Origin of the sequence: Syntrophus buswellii, from assembly GCF_046097065.1 — a bacterium.
GTDB lineage: Bacteria > Desulfobacterota > Syntrophia > Syntrophales > Syntrophaceae > Syntrophus > Syntrophus buswellii.
Map to the genome: position 1 here is coordinate 431,211 of NZ_CP175563.1, position 21,341 is coordinate 452,551.

Annotated in this window: 14 protein-coding genes and 1 riboswitch; of the genes, 1 reads left to right on the forward strand and 13 read right to left on the reverse strand. The window is 57.1% G+C overall.

Annotated elements, in window-relative coordinates; translation table 11 throughout:
• The first annotated feature begins 243 nt into the window (after nt 1-243).
• Nucleotides 244-2,748 carry a hypothetical protein gene (locus ACJ77P_RS01925; RefSeq protein WP_408998864.1) on the forward strand — a complete coding sequence of 835 codons (2,505 nt, stop codon included), beginning with the start codon at nt 244-246 and terminating at the stop codon, nt 2,746-2,748.
• A 141-nt stretch (nt 2,749-2,889) separates the two neighbouring features.
• On the opposite strand, the gene ACJ77P_RS01930 is transcribed toward ACJ77P_RS01925, so the two are convergent.
• The 13 genes from ACJ77P_RS01930 to ACJ77P_RS01990 form a co-directional block, all read right to left on the reverse strand.
• Nucleotides 2,890-3,561, reverse strand: a complete 672-nt coding sequence (locus ACJ77P_RS01930; RefSeq protein ID WP_367360763.1) for a formate dehydrogenase subunit gamma — start codon at nt 3,559-3,561, stop codon at nt 2,890-2,892.
• A gap of 2 nt (nt 3,562-3,563) precedes the next feature.
• Complete coding sequence (locus ACJ77P_RS01935; protein ID WP_367360762.1) at nt 3,564-4,358, reverse strand: 4Fe-4S dicluster domain-containing protein; 795 nt, start codon at nt 4,356-4,358, stop codon at nt 3,564-3,566.
• A gap of 15 nt (nt 4,359-4,373) precedes the next feature.
• Nucleotides 4,374-7,466: a formate dehydrogenase-N subunit alpha gene (gene fdnG, locus ACJ77P_RS01940; protein ID WP_367360761.1), complete on the reverse strand. Its 3,093-nt coding sequence runs from the start codon at nt 7,464-7,466 to the stop codon at nt 4,374-4,376.
• 27 nt (nt 7,467-7,493) lie between these two features.
• Nucleotides 7,494-7,613, reverse strand: a riboswitch (molybdenum cofactor riboswitch).
• A gap of 592 nt (nt 7,614-8,205) precedes the next feature.
• On the reverse strand, nt 8,206-9,567 hold the full coding sequence (gene gdhA, locus ACJ77P_RS01945) for an NADP-specific glutamate dehydrogenase (RefSeq protein ID WP_367360760.1): 1,362 nt from the start codon (nt 9,565-9,567) through the stop codon (nt 8,206-8,208).
• 713 nt (nt 9,568-10,280) lie between these two features.
• Nucleotides 10,281-10,901, reverse strand: a complete 621-nt coding sequence (locus ACJ77P_RS01950) for a VPLPA-CTERM sorting domain-containing protein (RefSeq protein WP_367360759.1) — start codon at nt 10,899-10,901, stop codon at nt 10,281-10,283.
• Between the two features lie 397 nt (nt 10,902-11,298).
• Entirely contained in the window at nt 11,299-12,003 is a 705-nt protein-coding gene (locus tag ACJ77P_RS01955) for a VPLPA-CTERM sorting domain-containing protein (RefSeq protein WP_408998865.1), read from the reverse strand.
• 394 nt (nt 12,004-12,397) lie between these two features.
• A complete protein-coding gene (locus ACJ77P_RS01960; RefSeq protein ID WP_367360757.1) occupies nt 12,398-12,964 on the reverse strand; it encodes a VPLPA-CTERM sorting domain-containing protein in 567 nt (188 codons plus the stop codon).
• A gap of 55 nt (nt 12,965-13,019) precedes the next feature.
• Nucleotides 13,020-13,214, reverse strand: a complete 195-nt coding sequence (locus ACJ77P_RS01965) for a hypothetical protein (RefSeq protein WP_367360756.1) — start codon at nt 13,212-13,214, stop codon at nt 13,020-13,022.
• A gap of 172 nt (nt 13,215-13,386) precedes the next feature.
• Complete coding sequence (locus ACJ77P_RS01970) at nt 13,387-14,037, reverse strand: response regulator transcription factor (protein ID WP_367360755.1); 651 nt, start codon at nt 14,035-14,037, stop codon at nt 13,387-13,389.
• Between the two features lie 7 nt (nt 14,038-14,044).
• Nucleotides 14,045-15,649, reverse strand: a complete 1,605-nt coding sequence (locus tag ACJ77P_RS01975; protein WP_367360754.1) for an ATP-binding protein — start codon at nt 15,647-15,649, stop codon at nt 14,045-14,047.
• Nucleotides 15,636-18,836, reverse strand: coding sequence for a carbamoyl-phosphate synthase large subunit (carB, locus tag ACJ77P_RS01980; protein WP_408998866.1), 3,201 nt, complete (start codon nt 18,834-18,836; stop codon nt 15,636-15,638). The genes ACJ77P_RS01975 and carB overlap by 14 nt, the downstream gene beginning before the upstream one ends.
• Nucleotides 18,837-18,984: 148 nt before the next feature.
• Nucleotides 18,985-20,229 (reverse strand): dicarboxylate/amino acid:cation symporter, encoded by a 1,245-nt coding sequence (locus ACJ77P_RS01985; RefSeq protein ID WP_408998867.1) that lies wholly within the window; start codon nt 20,227-20,229, stop codon nt 18,985-18,987.
• A gap of 229 nt (nt 20,230-20,458) precedes the next feature.
• Nucleotides 20,459-21,337 (reverse strand): energy transducer TonB, encoded by an 879-nt coding sequence (locus ACJ77P_RS01990; protein ID WP_408998868.1) that lies wholly within the window; start codon nt 21,335-21,337, stop codon nt 20,459-20,461.
• Nucleotides 21,338-21,341: the final 4 nt, after the last annotated feature.

A 21,341-nucleotide genomic window follows, 5' to 3' on the forward strand; every position in this document is an offset into this window, starting at 1 on the left:
ATACGGAAGAATTTATCGTGCGAATTCATGATTCTCATGGGGCGGAAGCGGCGCCGGTCCGGAGGCGGCTGCGGACCCGGCCTCCGGTGAAGGCGGTCAGGATCGGCAAAATGCCGGCCGCTGGCGGTATCGGCCTGACGCCCGGGGTTTGCCAGCCGGAAAAAGAATAAAATCAGCCTTTTTCAAATCTTGACGGATCTTTCGAACCGTGCGAAGGTACAGGCGAGAAAAGGGGGAATAGGAATGAGAGAGGGCCGACGTCCGGAAAGCAAGGCTGCTTCTGAGCAGCAGGCGGTTGCAGCGCATGCCGGATCTCCGATGTATGCAACGTATCCCGCCACGGCCAGCAGCGTGGACCTTCCGGATATTACGTTTCGCAGGAACAGGAACGAGAATAGTTTTACCCGGATCGGCACGGCTGATCCGTTTTCGTTTCCCGGGAAGGATGCAACCCTGTCCGAGGCCGTCAGGGTGCTGGGAGAGCTGCGTTTAAAGCATCTGCTTGCACAGATCTGGTCGGAAGGCGCGCCGCTGGATATGACCGTCCGTATCATTGCCCGCCGGACGGCCCTGTTAAAGCTCAGGCAGGATGGCGAGAAGGTTGAAGTCGAGGCGCATTGGAATCTTTTTATCCCCTACTTTTATTCGATCAAGAAGCTCCCCATTGCCCATTCCGAGAACCTGGAACTTTTTTCCTCGGCGGTCTTCAGGTACTCCTCCCTGGCCATGCAGCATCGGAAGGTGCCGAAGAGCGAATTGAGAGACATTGTCATCGACGCGTATCTGGATCAACCGGAACTTTTGTTGGCCTCCCTGGACATTTTCAACAAGCCGAACATTTACCACATCCACCCTACGGGCATATGGTTCGACAGGATTTCCGCCGCCAATGACGAGCATCGATTGGAGATTGATGTTTCCCCTGCCTCCGCGGCAGGGCTTGTAAGCCCGGAATGGCTGGAAGAGGTTGCAGGGTTCATCCACAAGGTGGCGAAGAGTTACGCCTTCCGGTACGTGGATTATCTGTGGACGCAACGTTACCGGGTCGTCCCCGGCGGTCCGCCCGGTGCGGAGATGCTGGAGCTTCAGGGAAAGGAGATTGTCATCAATGTCTCTCCCCTCATCGATCAGACCCAGTGGAAACCGGCGCTTTATCTAAGCCTTGGATATGCGGTCATGCTCGCCATCCTTCAATCGGCGGGAGAGGGCGACAGGAGGGAAAATGTCCTTCTGGCCATGATGAAGACCTGGAAGCGCTTCATCAGCTTTGACGAGTCTGTCGAACGGCAGAGCGTCTGGAGCCTCTGCGGATTGCCTCGACCCACGGAAGAAGGGCCAAGCCGGCATCTGCTGGAGTGCATGACCGGCAGGAAAAGCCTGGAGCTCGTCAATGATTTTATCCTCCTGACGGACTATTCCGCCCAGGAAACCTTCGGAGAACGGCTGAAAGTTCTGAACGAATCTCCCGACGGGGCAAAAACCGGCGCTTATTATGAGCAGTTGCGAAGCGGGATCCAGAATCTCAACACCACGTTGATGAGGAGCAACATCAATTACGGCAAGCTGATCGAGGTCCTGCGCAACGACAATATCGATCATCTGCAGCTGGCCTGTCTGCTGCGCACGGGTCGGCTGAACGGCAGAAGTGTCGCGGATGTGAGCGAATGGCTTTTGCTGAGGACGCTCCTGTATGACCTGATCAACGCCCCCAAGGTCTTCAGGAATGATTACAAGATGCTTCTGAAGGTCCTTACCAAGGTGAATAAAAGCCTGATCGTTTACGTCTGGTCCTTGACCCTTGACAATGATGCGCGCTATGAGCTGGTCAATGCGTATATTGCAAACCTGATCAATGACATTTTCGTCTTTGATCGTGTGAAAATTTATGAAATCGTGGCAGATCCCGCGGAATGCCTCGAGGCTGAGGCTGTGACGGGGTATCTTCTGAACTGGGCGGGCCTTTCTTCCGAAGAGTGGCATTCTATCAGTGGAGCGGTCTTGTCGAGATTGCCGCACAACGTGGCAACGCACTTGAGCGTCCAGACAACCGGTGACGTGGACCTGCTGATCCGGGTAATGACGACCCGGGCAAGCGGGCTGATTGGCTTTTGCCTCCATCAGGCTTACCGCTGGGGGAGCGTTACGGATGAGCTCACCGAGCGAATTCGTTTCCACTTCCGGAAGATTCTCAAGCGGGCGGAAAAAGCCATGCTCCCTGAGAATATGATTCGGGGCGGGGCCATACTTCTTTTGATTCTGGCCCAGATCGTTTCCGATGAACGAGACGGTTTTGCGCGGAATATCGAAATTACGGAACGAGAAAGGAGCGCCGTTCTTGGCCTTATCAAGCAGTGCCTTCACTGGGACCAAAGGCATTTTGTCCTCATGGTGGGAGGGATTGCGGCGGGCTATATGGGAAGCATCGACGGATGGACCCTGCAGCAGTTCGACATCCTGCTGGGGCGTTACGGCGGCGGGGACCGTGTGGTGTTGCGCAGCGTCGTGCAGTTTGACGTCGAAAAGCTGATCGAGCGGACTCTGCTGACGGCCAGGGCGGGACATGAGGACGAACTGTTCAGGAAAATTCAGCTGCTTCGCTTTGGCGTCGATCCCGTCGTCAGCGATCAGGCGAATAAGGTTCTCGGGGCGATGGCCTCTCGATATGGGATGGCATCGCCGGAGGCCCTTCTGAAGAAAAAGGATATTCGCGAACTTGTCCTGGAGTTGTCGAAGCGTATGAGGGCTTGATCCCTGACGTTATGCTGAAAAAATCCCCCTGGATTTGTCCGGGCCGGTAACCGTACGCCGAAAAGAAAAGGGGAAGGACCCGCCTTTTGAGGTCGGGTCCTTCCCCTTTTCAGGTTTGGAGAGAGAAGTGGTTTATGTGGTTTATCCGTGATGGCCGTGCGAAGACGATTTCTCCTCCCCGTAAACCACCAGCGTTCCGTGTTCTTCCATTTCCTTGAGCCACTTGGCGTGCTGCTTTTTCAGCCAGGGCCGGCTGACCCAGCCCGTCAGCATCGCCGGCAGCGAACCGGGAGATCCCACCGTTCCAAGATAGAGGTGGATGAAGAAAAAGGCGAAGATCGCCACAAATCCGGCGGCATGGATCAGGTACATCAGCCGGACGATCATGGCCGGGATGTGCAGGGGAAAGAGCATGATCAATCCGGAAAAGATCATCGCCACTCCGCCGGCTGCCACAACCAGGAAGAACATCTTCTGGCCGGGATTGTATTTCCCCACCTCGGGCACTTTGTCCACATGCCAAAGATAACCGCCGGCGCACTTGATCCAGTCCAGGTCCTCGGGAAAAACAAAGACCCCCGCCTCTTTCCACCACATGCTGACCGTGAAGAAGAGGGCCAGGATGAAGAAGAGCGCCGTTATATTGTGGATGTACTTCAACGACTTCAAGCCGCCGAAGGGTTCTCCGAGAAAATTCAGGGAATGGAACATCATTCCAAGCCCCGACAGGCACAGAATCAGGCATGAAACAGCCAGGCTCCAGTGCACGATCCGTTCAAAGGAGTCCGTGGCCTGAATTAATCCTTTTCTCATGGTTATTCCCCTCCCTTCTGTTCTTGGCCCGTCTCCTCGTCGGGAAGTTTAGGCCCGTGGATGATGTAATGCAGGAATGAACCGGCGATGACGCCGCCGGCAGCCAGAAGGCTCAGGGGCTTCATGATGTCCTTCCAGAGAATGACGGACAGCGGAACGCTGGGGCTCTTCGGCAGGTGTTCATAGACCCCGGGCTTTTCATCCAGGACGTACATCACATGGGTGCCGCCGACGAACTTGTCGCCGTAGACGCTGGCGTCTCCGCCCAGTTCCTTGGCCCGGGCATAGGCTTTTTCGATCATCTTGCCCTTTTCCCCGAAGGTGATGGCCCCCGTGGGGCAGGCCTTGGCGCAGGCGGGAATCAGGTCGGCCTTGATGCGGCTCAGGCAGAGGTCGCATTTGTAGACCTTGTCCGTCTTGCGGTCGTACCGGGGGATGTCGAAGGGGCAGGCAGAGATACACTCCTTGCAGCCGATGCACAGATCCCGGTTCAGGCCCACCGTCCCTATGTCTGTAACGTACAGGGCGCCGCTGGGACAGACCTTGACGCAGGCGGCATCGGTGCAGTGCATGCAGCCGTCCTTTCGGAACAGCCATTTGAGTTTTCCGTCCTTTTCTTCAATTTCCTGAAAGCGGATCAGCGTCCAGGTGTTGGCCTGAAGATCGGGCGGGTTCTGATAGGTTCCGTGATTTTCCGTCTGTTTCGCCGGCTGAGCATTCCACTGCTTGCAGGCCAGTTGGCAACCCCGGCAGCCGGTGCATTTAGATACATCGATAAGTTTTACATATTCAGCCATTTTCGTTTCCCCCCCTTACTTCTTGACCACATTGACCATGAAGGCCTTGCTTTCCGGGATCGTCGTGTTGGCGTCGCCGATCGTCGGCACCAGCAGGTTGGCCGCGTCACCCCTGGTGAAGACTTCCGCCTTCTTGTCGCCGGGGTTGTATGACCGATCCTTTGTCGTGATCCATCCGAAATGCCAGGGAATGCCCACCTCATGGAGAATGTTCCCGTCGATGTTGAACGGTTTGAAACGGGGGGTTACGATGGCCACACACTCCACCTGACCTCTTGGGGAGCTGACAATGACCTTGTCGCCGTTGGAGATTCCCCGCTCTTTTGCCAGTTCCTTGCTCATCTCGCACCACATTTCCGGCTGCATTTCGGCAAGCCAGGGGCACCATCGGGTCAGAACGCCGGTCTGCCAGTGTTCGCTGATGCGGTATGTCGCACAGATGAATGGATATTTGGGATCGCACGAATCGACACCGGAATAGACGTCCAGATCGGAACCCACGCCGGGTTTGTCGAACCGCTTGATTGTCGGATTGTTCTTCTGGGGTGACAGGACGTTCTTTTCCACCGGGCATTCCAGGGGTTCGTAGTGCTCGGGGAACGGACCGTCCGCCAGACCAGGACCGAAGATGCTGGCCACGCCGTCGGGTTTCATGATGAAGGGCGGCCTCCCGGAGCCGGGGTTACCCGCGCCGTCGGGGACGTCGCCAACCCACTTGTCGCCGCTCCACTTGATAGCCGCCTTCTTTGCGCTCCAGGGGTTTCCTTCCGGATCGACGGAGGCGCCATTGTAGAGAATTCGCCTGTTGACCGGCCAGGCCCATGCCCATTCGGGGTAAAGGCCGATACCGGTCGGATCTTTCTTCCCCTCGCGGCGTGCGGACATGTTCTTGTCCGTGTAGGAGCCGCAGTAGACCCAGCACCCGGAGGACGTGGACCCGTCATCCTGCAGCCAGGCAAAGGTGGGAACGGGATCACCCTTCTTGAATTCCTTGAATTCCCCGGGCTTCGTGGGATTTTCCACCGTTTTGTCCTCGAGGAAGACCCCGTTGATCTCCTTGGCCACGGCGTGGGGATCGAAGTGGAAGTGGCCGTCAAAGGTTTTCGGGCCGTAGTTCCAGCTCAGCTTGGTAATGGCATCGGCATTGGGGCCGCCTTCCTTTTCGTAAAGCCCTTTCACCTTGAAGTAGATTTCCGATGTGATGTCCCCGTCGGGAAGGGCCACGCCCGGGGGATTGATGGCCTTGTAGCGCCACTGGTTCCAGCGGCCGCTGTTGATGATGCTCCCCTCCTTCTCGATGGAGGCGGCGCAGGGCAGCAGGAAAACTTCCGTCTTGATCTTTTTGGGATCCATTCCCGGTCCGCGCCAGAAGGAGCCGGTCTCGTTATCGAAGAGGTTGACATTGACCAGCCAGTCCAGCCTGGTCATCGCCTGGCGGACCTTGTTGGAATGGGCGCCGCTGCAGGCGGGATTCATGCCCCAGGCGAAGAAACCCGTGAACTTTCCCTTGTACATCTGATCGAAGAGATTGAGCCATGAGTAGTTGGCCCCGTCGTCGATCTTGGGGAGGAGGTTGTAGGCCTCGTCCAGGGTGACGTTCGTTCCGTACATGGCCCGGAGGAAACTCGCTACATACTTGGGTTTGTTCTTCCACCAGTTGAGGCTGTTGGGTTCCTTGGTCGACGGTGTCTCCTTTTCCAGGTACGCCGCCAGGGTTGCCAGCGACGCCTTGGGGGTGCCGAGGTAACCCGGCCAGATGTGGAACAGCAGTCCATGGTCCGTGGATCCCTGGACGTTGGACTCGCCGCGCATGGCCGCCACGCCGCCGCCGGGAACGCCCATGTTGCCCAGGAGGAGCTGTATCATGCACATGGTCCGGATATTCTGGGTGCCCACGGTGTGTTGGGTCCATCCCATGGCATAGAGCTCGACAGCGGAACGATCCTTCGTTCCCGTTGATCCATAGAGCTTGTAGATCTCGATCAGCTTGTCAACCGGTGTCCCGGTCACCTGGTTGACCACTTCGGGCGTGTAGCGGGAATAGTGCTTTTTCAGGAGCTGGAACACGCAGTTGGGGTCCTGCATCGTGGGATCCTTCTTGATCCGTCCGTCCCCTTCCGTCTGGTAAGACCAGGTGGATTTGTCGTACTTTCCGTCCGTCAGGCCGGAGAAGACACCGTTGTTGTCGCCGGGAAGCTTCAAGTCGGGATTCACGAGGAAGGTCGCGTTGGTGTAATTCCTGACGTACTCCTCGAAGTAGAGCTTGTTGTCGAGAATGTACTTGATCATCCCGCCGAGAAAGGCGATGTCCGTCCCCGAACGGAGAGGTGCATAGATGTGGGATTTTGCCGCCGATTGCGTGAACCGCGGGTCCACGCAGATGACCTTGGCTCCTTTCTCCATGGCGGCGGTGATCCACTTGAAAGCGATGGGGTGGTTGGAGGCAGGGTTGCTGCCCATGATTAAGATCACATCACTGTTGCGGATATCGATCCAGTGATTCGTCATTGCGCCGCGTCCGAACGACTCTCCCAGAGCCGGTACAGTAGGGCTGTGTCAAATACGGGCCTGGTGTTCGATATAGACCAGCCCCAACCCCCGCAGAAATTTCTGATAAACGAAGCACTCTTCGTTATCCAGCGCGGCGCTGCCGACGGAGGCGATTCCTTCCGTCCGGTTCACGACCTCGCCTTTGTCATTGGTGGCCCGGAAACTCTTGTCGCGGCTTTTCTTGACATTTTCCGCAATGCGGTCCAAGGTCCACTCCCAGTCCACCTCTTTCCATTCCGTAGCGTAGGGTGCCCGGTAAAGGGGTTTGCCAAGGCGGTTTTCGTTGTTCGCCATCTGATAGATAGATCCGCCCTTGGTGCAAAGGGAGCCGCGATTGATGGGACTGTCCGGATCGCCCTCCGTGTTTACCACTTTTCCGTTCCGGGTGGAAACGATGATGCTGCATCCTACGGAACAGTAAGGACAGATCGTCGTCGTCTCTTTGGCATACTGAATCTTCAGCGGTTCAGCATGCGCCAAAGAAGGCCTGAAGCCGATGCCTCCGACTGCCAGAGTGCCGCCGGCGATCTTCAGGAATCCTCTTCTGCTTACATCCATGACTCTACACTCCTTTCGATATGTAATCCCCGTTCATCGCTTTCTCCTTTCCAAATCCGGGAGGTTCCGCCGTTTCCGGCAATGCCCGTTGCCAGCCGTCCATGGAGAACCTCTTTAAGAATCGGCAGATCGGAGTGCACAATGTTGGATTTCTACCTGATAACCCATCCATCGTCAGATGAGAGTCACCCTATAGCTATTTCTTTGCAGGATGTCAATAACTTCTGTATTATTAATATATTATGTCATTTATGACAGGTCGAAAGTATCCGGATGAAGACATTTTTCTCGTTAACGTGTTTGGAGCGGAGGGAGAGCAAACAGCTCTTGCCCCGGGCCGCCTTCGGGAGCGAATCGGCTCATCAAAAAGGTATCTTCATGATACCGCTATTTTGAAAAGTATTAAGACGAAATGGAGTCCTTCATCGGATAAATCCTTACAGAGGATCATGCGATTTTCTTATCGCTGCAGGGATTGGTCTTTGAGCGGGCTTGATGGAGGACATAGGAACGTGTTCCGGTTGGGGGAATCTTTCCGCAAAGGGCGGGTGCGCACCGAATGGTTCCGATGAGCCGCCGAGCCCCTCTCGATACGCATCAGAAAACAGAGGAGCGATTGCAGGATGTGACCAAAACCATCTGCAATCGCTCCTCGGGAACGCAGGGGATGCCAAAAGGGGCAGTCCGCCTCTAGCCGCCAGCGGCTCAAGCGGGACCGCGCCTCAAGGCAAAGGGGACGTTACACCACTCCGTAGGCCAGCATGCTGTTGGCCACTTTCATGAACCCGGCGATATTGGCGCCCAGCACGTAGTCCCCCTCTTTTCCATATTCCGCCGCCGCATTGAGGCAGGCGGTGTGGATGCTTTTCATGATCTGAAGCAGCCGGGTATCGACTTCTTCACGGGGCCAGGAAAGGCGCATGCTGTTCTGGCTCATTTCCAGACCCGAGGTGGCCACGCCGCCGGCATTGGCCGCTTTGCCGGGGCCGTAGATGACGCCATTGTCCTGGTAGATGCGGATCGCCTCCGGGGTGGAGGGCATATTGGCGCCTTCGGAGACGCAGATGCAGCCGTTTTTCACAAGGGCTTCCGCATGGCTGGCGTCGATTTCATTCTGGGTGGCGCAGGGAAGGGCGATGTCGACGTGAATGCCCTGATTCTTGATCACATCCCAGACGCTCTCTCCGATGTAGCAGCATGCTGATGCGGCGTATTTATCGGCATATTCACTGATGCGGCCTCTGCGGATATTCTTCAATTCCATGATGTATTCGCACTTTGCATGGTCGATTCCTGCTTCGTCGACAATCGTTGAGCTGGAGTCGCACAGGGTAATGACTTTGCCTCCCAGGCTGGTGACTTTTTCGATGGCGTACTGGGCGACATTTCCGGAACCGCTGATCGCCACGGTTTTACCCTCGAAGGTGAGGCCACGCCAGGCGAGCATTTCCGCGGCGAAATAGACGCAGCCGTAGCCCGTCGCCTCGGGCCGGATAAGGCTTCCGCCGTAATCCAGGCTCTTGCCGGTCAAAACGCCCGTATGCTCGTTGGCCAGTTTCTTGTAATAGCCATAGAGGTAACCGATTTCCCGGGCTCCTACACCGATGTCTCCCGCCGGGATATCCGTATCGGGGCCGATGTGCCGGAAAAGCTCACGCATGAAAGACTGGCAGAAGCGCATGACCTCGTAGTCCGATTTTCCTTTGGGGTCGAAGTCGGAGCCGCCTTTCGCGCCGCCCATGGGAAGGGTCGTCAGTGAATTCTTAAAGATCTGTTCGAAACCAAGGAACTTCAGGATGCTGAGATTAACGGAGGGATGAAAGCGCAGCCCCCCCTTATAGGGACCGATGGCATTGTTGAATTGAATCCGGTATCCCCGGTTGACATGCACCTCACCTCTATCGTCCGTCCAGGGAACGCGGAAGGAGATCACCCGGTCCGGCTCCACGATCCGCTCATAGATTTTAGCCTTGACAAACTCCGGATGTTTCAGAGCTGTCGGCTCCAGAGTGAAAAGCACCTCTTCCACCGCCTGATGAAATTCAAATTCATAAGGATCCTGCTGTTTAATCTTGTCGATAACATCGCCGACCACGGACATTTTTTGGGACCTCCATATAAGAAATAATGCACTGCAAACTCTTCAAACGTATAGCTTCTAAGACCACTTCCGCATCGGTCGGAGAGGCCTCGTGAAATTCATATACACGGCCCATGGCGAGGATTTTCCGCCGCGGGCACGTTCTGCGCGATTTGAAATAATGGGACTTACGCGTTGTTCCGGGGGCGGACCTTGACGCCATGTCACAGCCTCCGCCTACCGGCCATCCGCGAAATGCGTCTGGATCCGGAATCTTGGCCGCCATGCCGAATGACGATCCCCCTCCGTCACGTCCTTTCTTCCTTTATGAGAAAAAACGACCCCATAAAACCCGAAAAACCCATGTTTGACAATGAGGTTAAAGCTGATTTTTGCATAGTGTATATCCGCGTTTTTTTATAGTGTCAATAATCAATATTGAAAAAATAATACGGGGGAAGACCTGCGGGAATTTTTTAAATGCGCCTGGTTATGAGAGCGGATCAGGCGGTTCTTCCGGAGGATCGGCCAGGGTGAAGAACGGAAAAAAACGTACCGGGGCCGCTGGGATGGTGCGGAACCAAAAAGAGGAGCCTCTGCAGGGTTTGCAGAGGCTCCTCTTTCCGGTTCCGTTCGGCAGGCGGTAAAGAAAACGGCGGAAATTCAAAAGCGCCCTGCCACGCCAAATCCTTCAGCTCCTTGTTCAGAATCAACGGGAGCGGAAGGAAGAAACATCATGCTTTGCGTCGGCGGAATGCCGCGAGACCGACCAGGCCGCTTCCAAGAAGCCAGACCGCTCCCGGAAGAGGAACGACGGCTTTTCCGTCACCGGCGGCATAGCCTGATTCGCCGTTCTCCGGTACGATGTGCGCGGCTGCCAGGTAACCCTGATCGTTGATGTGAAGGACCTCTTTCGCGTCGGTCCAATCGGAATTAACGGTGGTGTTCGTGACGTCAAAACTGAATGAATCCAGCTTTCCCAGCTTGCTGAAGGCTGCATTGAACTCTCCGAATTCACTGAAGTTCTTTTCCTCTCCCTTGGCCAATTCGCCGGCGCTTAAGTTCGACGTGCTGAAAAGAAACGCGTTGAGCTGCACACCAAGCCGGTTCTGCAGCCTGTAACCGTTCAGGGCTTCGACGACGATCGTCGCCTCATCGATGGCCTGGAGATTCACCGTCACCTTCGCATAATCGTCCATCATGCCGCCATTGAGGTCCTTGCTGGCGTAAATCAGATTGAAGGAGTACGAGGAAAGATAAGCCGATGCATTGGATGCGAACAGAAGAAGAGCAAGCAGGCAGGCGATCAAGGTTAATTTTTTGCTGAATCCCGCAAATAAACGTTTTCGATTCATTAAACACCTCCTTAAAGTAAATGATCCGTTAAAAAAACTGAATACACACGCCCCATAACTCTAAGGGAGCCCTGTTCTGCTGTTTGGGGCCTGTCAACGTTTGTCCCGTGAGCCCTGTATGAAAAACTTCACATATGACCCTGATCAATACCGGATTGTTAAAAAAAAATCAATCACTGAAAATTTCGGGTATCTTCCCGGGCGGAATTTTCTGGTGAACGTCCAAGACACATGGAAATCGCAAACGCTTGAAAATAGACGAGTTGAAAGCCGCCGGCGGGATGGAGCAGGAGGGAAGAAGAGGGCAGGGAGATGGCCCGCCCGATGTTGATGAAGAGATCCGGAAGGAGAAGAGCCCCCGCATGGTCTGCAGAGGCTTTTCTCAGGAACGCCTGTTTCAGAAACCTTGTCTTTTGAAGAGGCCGCCGCTTCTCCTGATTACAGCAAGCCCCAGTAGGCCGGAGCCGAGCAGCCAGGCCGCCGCTGGAAGAGGAACCGGAGAAGGATCCTTGATCCAGGTGGAGTCTTCAGGGTCGGGCCACAGGGTGGGAATGCCCTGGATGTGCGCCGCAACATGGGCGCTGTCCCCCTTTCCCGCATTCCAGAAGTCGAAATCTTCCACTGTAAGACCACTGCCGGTCAGCGTCAGGATGACGGTTTCTCCGACACCGTCAAAACGGTTGACGGAAGCCTTTTTGAAGTGCAGTTCGATATCATAGCCGTGGCTGCCTCCGGCGGTCTGTTTGTCCTGATCCGTGGCGATGATCCTGCTCACGGTGCCGTCGGAGGTTCCCCCAGTCCTTGTGATCACCAGGCCGCTCGGATCGATGGCCGGATGAACGCTGAAATCCACCTGACTGATGAATTCACTGGCCACGCCGAGGCCGGAAGTCAATGTCAGGATCACCGACCCGGAGCCTCCACCATCATCAAATGCCGCCATGAGCCAGCCGTTGGGGGTGAGTGGGGATTTCGGGTCCACTTTGCCGGTAAAGGCTGTTCCCAGGCTGTAGGTTATCATCCCGGCTTGAGCCTGCCCCGGTGCCAAGCCAAAAACCACAAACAGTGCCGCCAAGAATGTCCATTTACGTATCTTTTTCACGTTACGATTCCCTCTCTCCCATCCGTTCTCATGATAGTCTGATCAACTGCGAAAAAAAGCCGGCCTGCATCACCGTCCTGTTTGGATTCACGTCGCCGTCTCCTCCAATCGATCGTTCAGGACAAATTCCATGCAAATCCCATGACGATTTTGTTCAATCCGGTTCGTCCAAGTGTGCCTGGAGAGATGATTATTTCCCGCTTCGGTCATTTCCGCATTCCAATCCGGAGCTCTGCGGTCCGGATAGCGGCTCGTACTGCGGGTCTTGACATGGCCGTTCCTCTTCCGGCCACAGATGGTCGATGGCAGCCAAGCCGTATTCCTGGATAAAAAAAGGCTGTTGATGTTGAATCAACAGCCTTTTTGCCTTTCGTCCTTCCCTGCAGTCAGGAAATTACTTTTTCATCCGTCGACCGACTCCGATAAGCCCCAGCAGGCCGCTGCCCAGGAGCCACACCGCAGCGGGAATGGGAACAGGCGTACCGTACAGGGTGACATGGGAGAAACTTCCCTGGTCCGGCCATAGTCCGGTAATGGTGATCTCTTCCGTGCCGGTCCACCCCAGATTCGTCAGATTATAGAGGTACCAGGCATGGGTATCCGGGTTTGTGTCGGGCACAGCGCCGTCCTTGGCAAGGAGATAAGCCACCGGACCGATGATGGTGCCCCCCGTGTAGCTTATGACCGCATTCTCGGGTTCCGGCATATACGTGTAAGTGGTTTCGTAGGACCCGGCCAGCATCCCCATTTCAACACCGATCTCATCCCTGTATAACTCAACCGCCGGAGCGATCAGGGGAAGGATGATCATGTCAATTTCAGCTTGAGATGTCTCTTCCCCGGATGCAACGGTTGCCGTGGACAGATCGATATACACCGGTCCCGCACCTGCGCCTGGCACCATTGCCGCCATGATGAAAGCCGCAAGCAATGCCATGACTAAAATTTTTGCCTTGTTCATGTTTCCCTCCCTGTGGCGAAACCTTACCGCCTGGCTGATCTATTGAATGACATGGTTAACCTTCTGACACGATGGCGTCTTTTCGCCAACTAAATCCTCTTTCCGGTGATGCTTCCTTCACACCTCCTTTTCCTGTTTCTTTCTCAAAGAGGAAGATGAAATCCATCCGATGGATATACTTTACACGATCATAGTAGTTATTCAATCCGGTAAAATCTTGATTTTTATCTAAGGTAATGGAGTAAAGCATGGGCTGTTTTGCCTTAGGATGGCATGAAAAGCAGAAAGCGATGTCATACGGAATCCTGCCCGCCTACCCTCCGGGATAACGCAGGGGGGCGAGGAAGGAACGATAGAGATGGAACAAGGATTCCCATCGAAAAAAAGAGCTTCCGGGGGGAGGAAGGCTGGGCGGACGATGCCTAGGGGGCGTTCTGCACCCACTGAATGGCACATTTGAGAAGATCCGTGCCGTCTGCCAGCTTCAGCTTTTCCTTGATGTGGGCGCGGTAGGATTCGATGGTCTTGACGCTCAAGTGCAGCTTTTCCGCGATCTGGCTGGTTTTGTAACCCTGTCCGATCATCCGGAAAACGGTCAGTTCCCGGTTGCTCAGCAGATCAATGGGAGAACGGATCGCTTTGTCTTCGCTGGCAACCAGCTTTTCGAGCATGGAGGTGGCGATTTTTTCGCTCACGAAGATTTCCCCGGCCAGGACCCGGCGGATGGCCACGAGCACCTTTTCCAGGGCCTCCTGCTTCATGATGTAGCCCCTTGCCCCCGCACGGAGCGCCCGTTCGGCGAACAGGGACTCATCATGCATGGAAACCACGAGAGCGGGCAGGTTTCGATGGGTCAGCCTGACCGTTTTGATGAGTTCGATGCCGTCGATTCCCGGGAGGGAAATGTCGACGATGAGCAGGTCGGGTTTGTCCTCTTCGATTTTTTCCAGGGCCAGCTGGGCGTTATCGGCTTCGGCAACGACCCTCAGGTCAGGCTCCGAATTGATCAGAAGGGAAAGCCCCTTGCGGAGGATCGGATGATCATCAACAACGAGTACCCGTTTTTTTTTCATGTCGAAATCAATCTCCTCGACGGTTCGGAAAGGAGCAGGTCACCCTCGTTCCCCCCGTTTCGCCATCGGCGATTTCCAGGGAGGCCCCGATCATGGAGGCGCGATACTCCATGATATTCAGCCCCATGCCTTTTCCCTGATGAACCGCGTTCCGGATGCCGCAGCCGTTGTCGGAAACGGTCAGGACGACGGTGTCCTCCCGCCTGCGGAGGGCGATGGTCACCGTATCCGCCTTGCCGTGCTTGATGGCGTTGTTCAAGGCCTCCTGCACAATGCGGTAGAGATGCGTGGCCGCCTCAGGGTCGGGGATTTGTATCTCTTCCTCGTAAATGACGGGACAGGAAATGCCGAAGAGCTTTTCCACATTGGCGGCCAGTGAAGAAAGGGCCATTCGAAGACCCTCCGCCTCAAGCCTGACGGGGTTCAGGCCACGGGCAAACCCCCGCGTCATTGTGATGGCCTGATCGATCAGTCCCACCATTTCCGAAACGTCGGCAGGCTTCAGGTCCCGGTGTCCGGCGATGTTCTTCTCGAGGACCTTTCCCATGAATCCGATCCCTGCCAGATGCTGACACAGGCTGTCATGGAGGTCCTGGCCGATCCGCCTCTGCTCCCTGCCGCTGATTTCCAGGATCTCCCGTTCCAGGCGCTTTCTCCGGGTGATGTCCCGGACAATGGCCAGGACATTGTCCGGAGGATATCGGACCATGCGGATTTCAAAGTCCCTGCGCTCTCCGGAAAGGGGGATGTTCTGCTCAAAAAGCTGAACCCCTCCCGTTGCCAAGGTATGGCGCACATAGGCCATGATCTGATCCACGAGCCGTCGGGGCAGAACCGGTTTCAGCTCTTCGATGTCGTACAGGTTCCGGCCCAGGATGTCGGGCGTGATGAACCGGGCGAGATCAAACTGTCCCCGGTGAAAACCGAGGAGCACGCCCTCCCCATTGACCTGAAACATCAAATCGGGAATGGCGTCGAGAAGCGCCCGGTTCTGGGACTGGCTTTCCTGGAGGGCTTCCTCGGCCCGTTTCCGGACGACCATTTCTCCGATCCGCTCCGCGATGACCTCGATCAGGCTCCGCTCTTCCTTCAGAAAGGGCCCTTCATCCCGTAGAGGCCTTTCCTCTCTGTAAAAAACATCCAGGCAACCCGCCTGTCTGCCCTGGAGCAGGATCCGCTGCGACTGTCTCCAGACTGTTTCGGAAAAAGGGGTGCTTTGAAACTCCAAATCGTTGAGGATAATCCGGCTGCAGGCAATTTCCGGATACGTCCATGCTCCGGGGATGACATCCACGGTCCGTTTCAGGGCCTCTTCCAGGGTCAGGCCCTGCTTCCCCATGATGCCGGAAATCTCATAGAGGCAGTTCAACTCCTTGACGCGCTCGGTGAGCTGTCCCGCCAGTTCGACAAGGGTTCGTCGGGATTTTTTTAGGTTCCGCTCGGATTCCCGGAACCGCTCAATCTGCTGTTCCGCCTGCTTCAAGGCGGCGGAGAGACCCGGGGCCGCCCCTTCGGCACATGCTTTCACGGTCCCGGCGGGGTTGCCCTTCCCGCCTCGTTCCTCCCTTCGGCTTCCCCTGGAGGGGGAGCACCGGGAATCATTTGATATCATGATGGTAGCTCTGAAGGGACTTCGCCCGGCCATGGCCTTGCCTGAACGTGGCGATCCCCTTGACGGCCGCCGCCGCCGCCGCGATCGTTGTGATGTAGGGGACCCTGTATTTGATCGCCGCCTTGCGGATGTAGGAGTCGTCATAGGCGCTCGTCCTTCCGCTCGGCGAGTTGATGATGAGCTGAATCTCTCCGTTTTTGATGCTGTCGACGATATTGGGCCTTCCCTCGTGCATCTTCAGGATGGTCTGGGCCTCGATCCCGTGGTCTGCCAGATACTCCTGTGTCCCCTTCGTGGCGATGAGCCGGAAACCCAGTTCCTGAAATTTCTTGGCGACGCTGAGGATTCCGCCCTTGTCACGCGGCTCAACGGTCAGGAGGACCGTTCCTTCTCCGGGAAGAACCGACTGGGCCGCTTCCTCGGCCTTGAAAAAGGCGAGCCCGAAGGAGTCGGCCAGGCCGAGGACCTCGCCGGTGGACCGCATCTCCGGTCCAAGGAGCGGATCGACTTCCTGGAACATGTTGAAGGGGAAGACCGCTTCCTTTACCCCGAAGTGGGGGACCGTCCGGTTGGAAAGGTTGAGTTCCGACAGCTTCTTTCCCAGCATGACCTGGGTGGCGATCCGGGCCATGGAGATGTTGCAGATCTTGGAAACCAGGGGAACCGTGCGGGAGGCCCGCGGGTTGGCTTCCAGGATGTAGACGACATCGTCGGCAATGGCGTATTGGATGTTCATGAGGCCCACCACCTTGAACTCGATGGCGATGGTACGGGTGTATTCGTTGATCGTTTCGATGTGCTTGGGGGCGATGCTGATCGGCGGAATGACGCAGGCGGAGTCGCCGGAATGAATGCCCGCCAGCTCGATATGCTCCATCACGGCGGGGACAAAGGCGTCCGTCCCGTCGGAAATGGCGTCGGCCTCCGCCTCGATGGCGTTTTCCAGAAACTTGTCGATGAGGATGGGGCGCTCCGGGGTGACCCCCACCGCCGCCGCTACGTATCGCTTCAGCATCTCTTCGTCATGGACGACTTCCATGCCCCTGCCTCCCAGCACGTAGGAAGGGCGAACCATGAGGGGATAGCCGATCCGGTTGGCGACGACCAGGGCTTCCTCAAGGTTGATGGCCATTCCGGACTCCGGCATGGGGATCCCCAGCCTGCGCATCATCTTTCGGAAGCGGTCGCGGTCCTCGGCCAGATCGATGGTTTCCGGCGAGGTCCCGATGATCCGGACGCCCGCCTTTTCCAGTTCGCCGGCGATGTTCAGCGGTGTCTGGCCCCCGAACTGGGCGATGACCCCCTCCGGCTTTTCCTTCTCGTAGATGCTCAGGACGTCCTCCACCGTGAGCGGTTCGAAATAGAGCTTGTTGGAGGTGTCGTAGTCCGTCGAGACCGTTTCGGGATTGCAGTTCACCATAATGGACTCGTAGCCCTCGTCGCGGATGGCGAAGGCCGCGTGGACGCAGCAGTAGTCGAACTCGATGCCCTGGCCGATGCGGTTGGGGCCGCCGCCCAGGACCATGATCTTCTTCCGGTCGCTGACCGCCACTTGGTCCCGGCCGTTGTAGGTGGAGTAATAGTAGGCCGCGTTTTCCACGCCGCTGACGGGGACGGCTTCCCAGGCTTCGATGACGCCCAGTGCGGAGCGCTGCCTGCGGATCTCCGGCTCCGGAACGTTGAGGATCTGTGACAGGTAGCGGTCCGCAAATCCGTCTTTCTTCGCCCTGGCCAGCAGTTCATCGGGAAGGGCCTTCCCCTTGTATTTCAGGATCTCTTCCTCCAGATCGACCAGTTCCTTCATCTGCTCGATAAACCAGCGCTTGATGTGGGTCTTTCTGGAGAGCATCGCCACATCCGCGCCTTTGCGGATCGCCTCGTACATCAGGAACTGCCGTTCGCTGGAAGCCTCCGACAGCCGCTCCAGCAGGTCGTCCAGGCTTTTTTCATGGAAATCCGCCGCGAATCCCAGACCGTAACGGCCCTTTTCCAGGGAGCGGATCGCCTTCTGAAAGGCCTCCTTGTAATTCTTGCCGATGCTCATGACCTCGCCCACGGCCCGCATCTGGGTGCCGAGTTTATCCTGGGCGCCGGGAAACTTCTCGAAGTCCCACCGGGCAAACTTCACCACGACATAGTCACCCCATGGGGTGTACTTGTCGAGGGTCCCCTCCCGCCAATAGGGGATCTCATCGAGGGTGAGCCCCCCTGCAAGCATGGAGGAAACCAAGGCAATGGGGAATCCGGTGGCCTTCGAGGCCAGGGCGGAAGAGCGGGAGGTCCGGGGGTTGATCTCGATGATGACAACCCGCCCCGTTTCCGGATTGTGGGCGAACTGGATGTTCGTTCCGCCGATGACCTGGATGGCCTCCACGATGGCATAGGCATATTTCCGGAGCCGTTCCTGGAGCTCCGGGGCGATGGTCAGCATGGGAGCCGTGCAGTAGGAGTCCCCCGTGTGGACGCCCATGGCGTCGACATTTTCGATGAAGCACACGGTAATCATCTGGTTTTTCTCGTCGCGGACGACTTCCAGCTCCAGCTCCTCCCAGCCGAGAACGGACTCTTCGATCAGGATCTGACCAACGCGGCTGGCTGAAATGCCTCGGCTGGCAACGGTCCTGAGCTCTTCAGAGTTGTAGACGAGGCCGCCTCCCGTTCCTCCCATGGTGTAAGCCGGGCGGACCACGACGGGATAGCCGAGCCGGGCGGCGATTTTCTCCGCCTCTTCCACCGTATAGGCGGGCTCGCTCCTGGGCATGTCGATTCCCAGGCGGGTCATCGTTTCCTTGAAGGCGATCCGGTCTTCGCCCCGCTCGATGGCGTCCACCTGGACGCCGATGACCTGGACGCCGTATTTTTCCAGAATGCCCAGCTTGGCCAACTCGGCCGTCAGGTTCAGGCCCGTCTGCCCCCCAAGGTTGGGGAGGATGGCATCAGGCTTTTCATTTTCAATGATTTCAATCATGGACTGGACGTTCAGGGGCTCGATGTAGGTGACATCGGCTGTTCCGGGGTCTGTCATGATCGTGGCCGGATTGGAGTTGACCAGCACAATTTCATAGCCGAGCTTCCGCAGGGCCTTGCAGGCCTGGGTGCCGGAATAGTCAAATTCGCAGGCCTGCCCGATGACAATGGGTCCGGACCCGATAATCATGATTTTTCTGAGATCGTCGCGCTTCGGCATGGTGGAGCATCCTCCTGAAAAAGATTTCGCGGGGCAGTTTGAAGAAAAATGCGTTGCATATTGAAAACCGGGGGAAAAGATCTAACGTGTGCCCAGCACGGGCGGACTATAGGTAAGTACCTCTTTCTTGTCAAGCGATATAAAATGTTTAAATATCGACGGTATTCATCCATCTCTGACCCCCGAGCATCCGTGCGACCATCATGCTGCACACGTTGTCTCCGGCGGAATTGACCAGGGTGGCGGGGGGGTCGACGAGGACGCCGATCATGGAGATGATGGGGAAGGCCTCCAGGGGGAAGCCGTAGAGTGAGATGATCAGCAGTTCGCCAATAAAACCGCCGCCGGGGATTCCACTCATCACGGTTCCGCTCAGAAGGGCGATGCCCAGCGCCGTCAGAAGCGTCCCCGTTCCGGAGAAATCCAGGTTGAAGATGCCGAAGAGAAAGGCGATTTTCAGGACGGCCGCCAGGCAGGAACCGTCCATGTGAATGGTGGCGCCGATGGGGATGACGAGTTCGGATATGTCCTTCGGGACGCCGCTTCGGTTGGCGGCCTCCAGGTTGGAGGGGATGGCGGCGACGCTGCTGCCCGTTGCCAGGGCGGTCAGGGCCGGGGGAACAATGTTTCTCCAGAAGGTCCGCACCCCCGGGCCTTTCCCGGCGAGATAGGCGTATATCGAAAAGCCGGCAAAGAAGTAGAAAAACGTTATGGGATAATAGAGCGTCATGGCCCGGAAATAAGAACCCAGGAGCTTCGGTCCGAAAACACCCGTGAGATAGGCGAAATAGGCGCACAGGCCCACGGGGGCGTAATACATGATCAGATCGATGGCCTTGATCATCACGTCACTGGCCGAAGTCAGAAAATCGGCAAAGGCCCGCCCCCTCTCCTTCAGGCAGGAGGTCGCAAGCCCGATCAGGATGGCGAACAGGATCAGGGCCGACATGTTCTTCTTGGACAGGACATCGGGAAAATCGGGCGTGGTGAAGGCCCTGACGATCTGGTCCGCCGTGTCCAGCGACTGGAGCTCTCCCGCGGATTGAAGTGTGATGGAAACGCCAGCGGCCGGCGGATACAAGGAAACACCGATCATCATGAATACGGAAGCCACTGCGCCCGTCAGGACAAAGACCCCCAGCATGGAGAAGAGGATCCTGCCCAGCCGCCGACCGTTGGTCATCCCCGCCACGGCCGAGGAGATGGAAAAGAACACGAGGGGCACCAGGGCGGTGAAGAGGAGATTGAGGAAAATATCGCCCAGCGGCTTGAGGAGGGCCGCATCCTCTTTAAGGAGAAGCCCGAGCCCGGAGCCGATTCCAATGGAGAAGAGCAGCAGCAGTGAGAAGCCGTAGGATCGAAGAAAGGGAGAGGAAAAGGGCTTTGTCTTCATGGCTGTCCTGAATCGCCGCCAGGCTCTGCCTGCATGCCCCGGTCGTCGACGATGGAATTCCTTTCGTTGTGCCGCTGCGTTCCTCCCGGACCGGAAGATGCGACACGTCCGGGTAGGGGCGGCCCTGCACCGGGCTTAATAACGGCAACGGAACCGAAAAGTCAAGCAGGTTGACGGATTTCCCCCGGACGTGTCGCCGGGGGGTCCTGAAAGGCGCCCACGGCGATCCTCAGCGGGCATCCCGGAGAACGAACCGGATGGGCACATCCCCCCGGGAGCGGACGGGAAGGCCGTTTTTCTCCGCCGGGACGAATTTCCATTTCCGGATCGCTTCAAGAGCCGCTTGATCCAGGATGACATGTCCCGAGGACTTTTTCACCAGCAGCTGCCCGGGCGCCCCGTTTTCCAGGATCTCCACGGAGATAAGAACGAGTCCCTCATACCCCTTCCGCCGTGCTGAGGCCGGATAGATGGGGGGAGGGGTTTGCCGGTAACGGGAAAGGGTGGAGCCTGAAATTGCGTGGAATCGGCCGGACGGCTCGAGGTTCCGCTCCATGCCGGAACCGGAAGACATCGACGCGACGTCCCGTCCGCCTTCCGCTGCCGGAAACGACACGGACAGGGCCGTCCCGGCAGGCCGGGTCCGCAGGTCAGGGCCTGCCGGGATTGAAATTGTTTTCTCTGCGCCCGAGTCTTGCGCCTTTCCCGGCAGCGAGGCGGGGCGGGGAAGCCTTTTTGCCGGTTTTTCCGGCGGCGGGGCGTTGAGAGGCCGGCCATCATCGCTGTGATCTTCCGAAACGGCCGTGACGGAGGGGATCCCTTTCCCGGCAGCCTCAGCAGCGGCCCCGGCGGACTCTTCCTGACCCGGGTGTGCCGAAGAGCTGGAAGGGGCGTTCGCCCAGGAGACCAGGGTAATGTTAAGCCTGTTCAATGATCCGGTGTCTGCCGGAACGGAAAAAAGACCGCCCGCCGCAGCGATCAGGAGGATCACCAGGCCGTGAGCGACAAAGGACGCCATCAGGGCGCAGAGGAGGTTTCCCCCGGGGGGGGCCGGCCGGGGGGATTTCCCGAAGGCCGTTCTGGCGGTTATGTTCCGTTCCTGCTTCATCGCC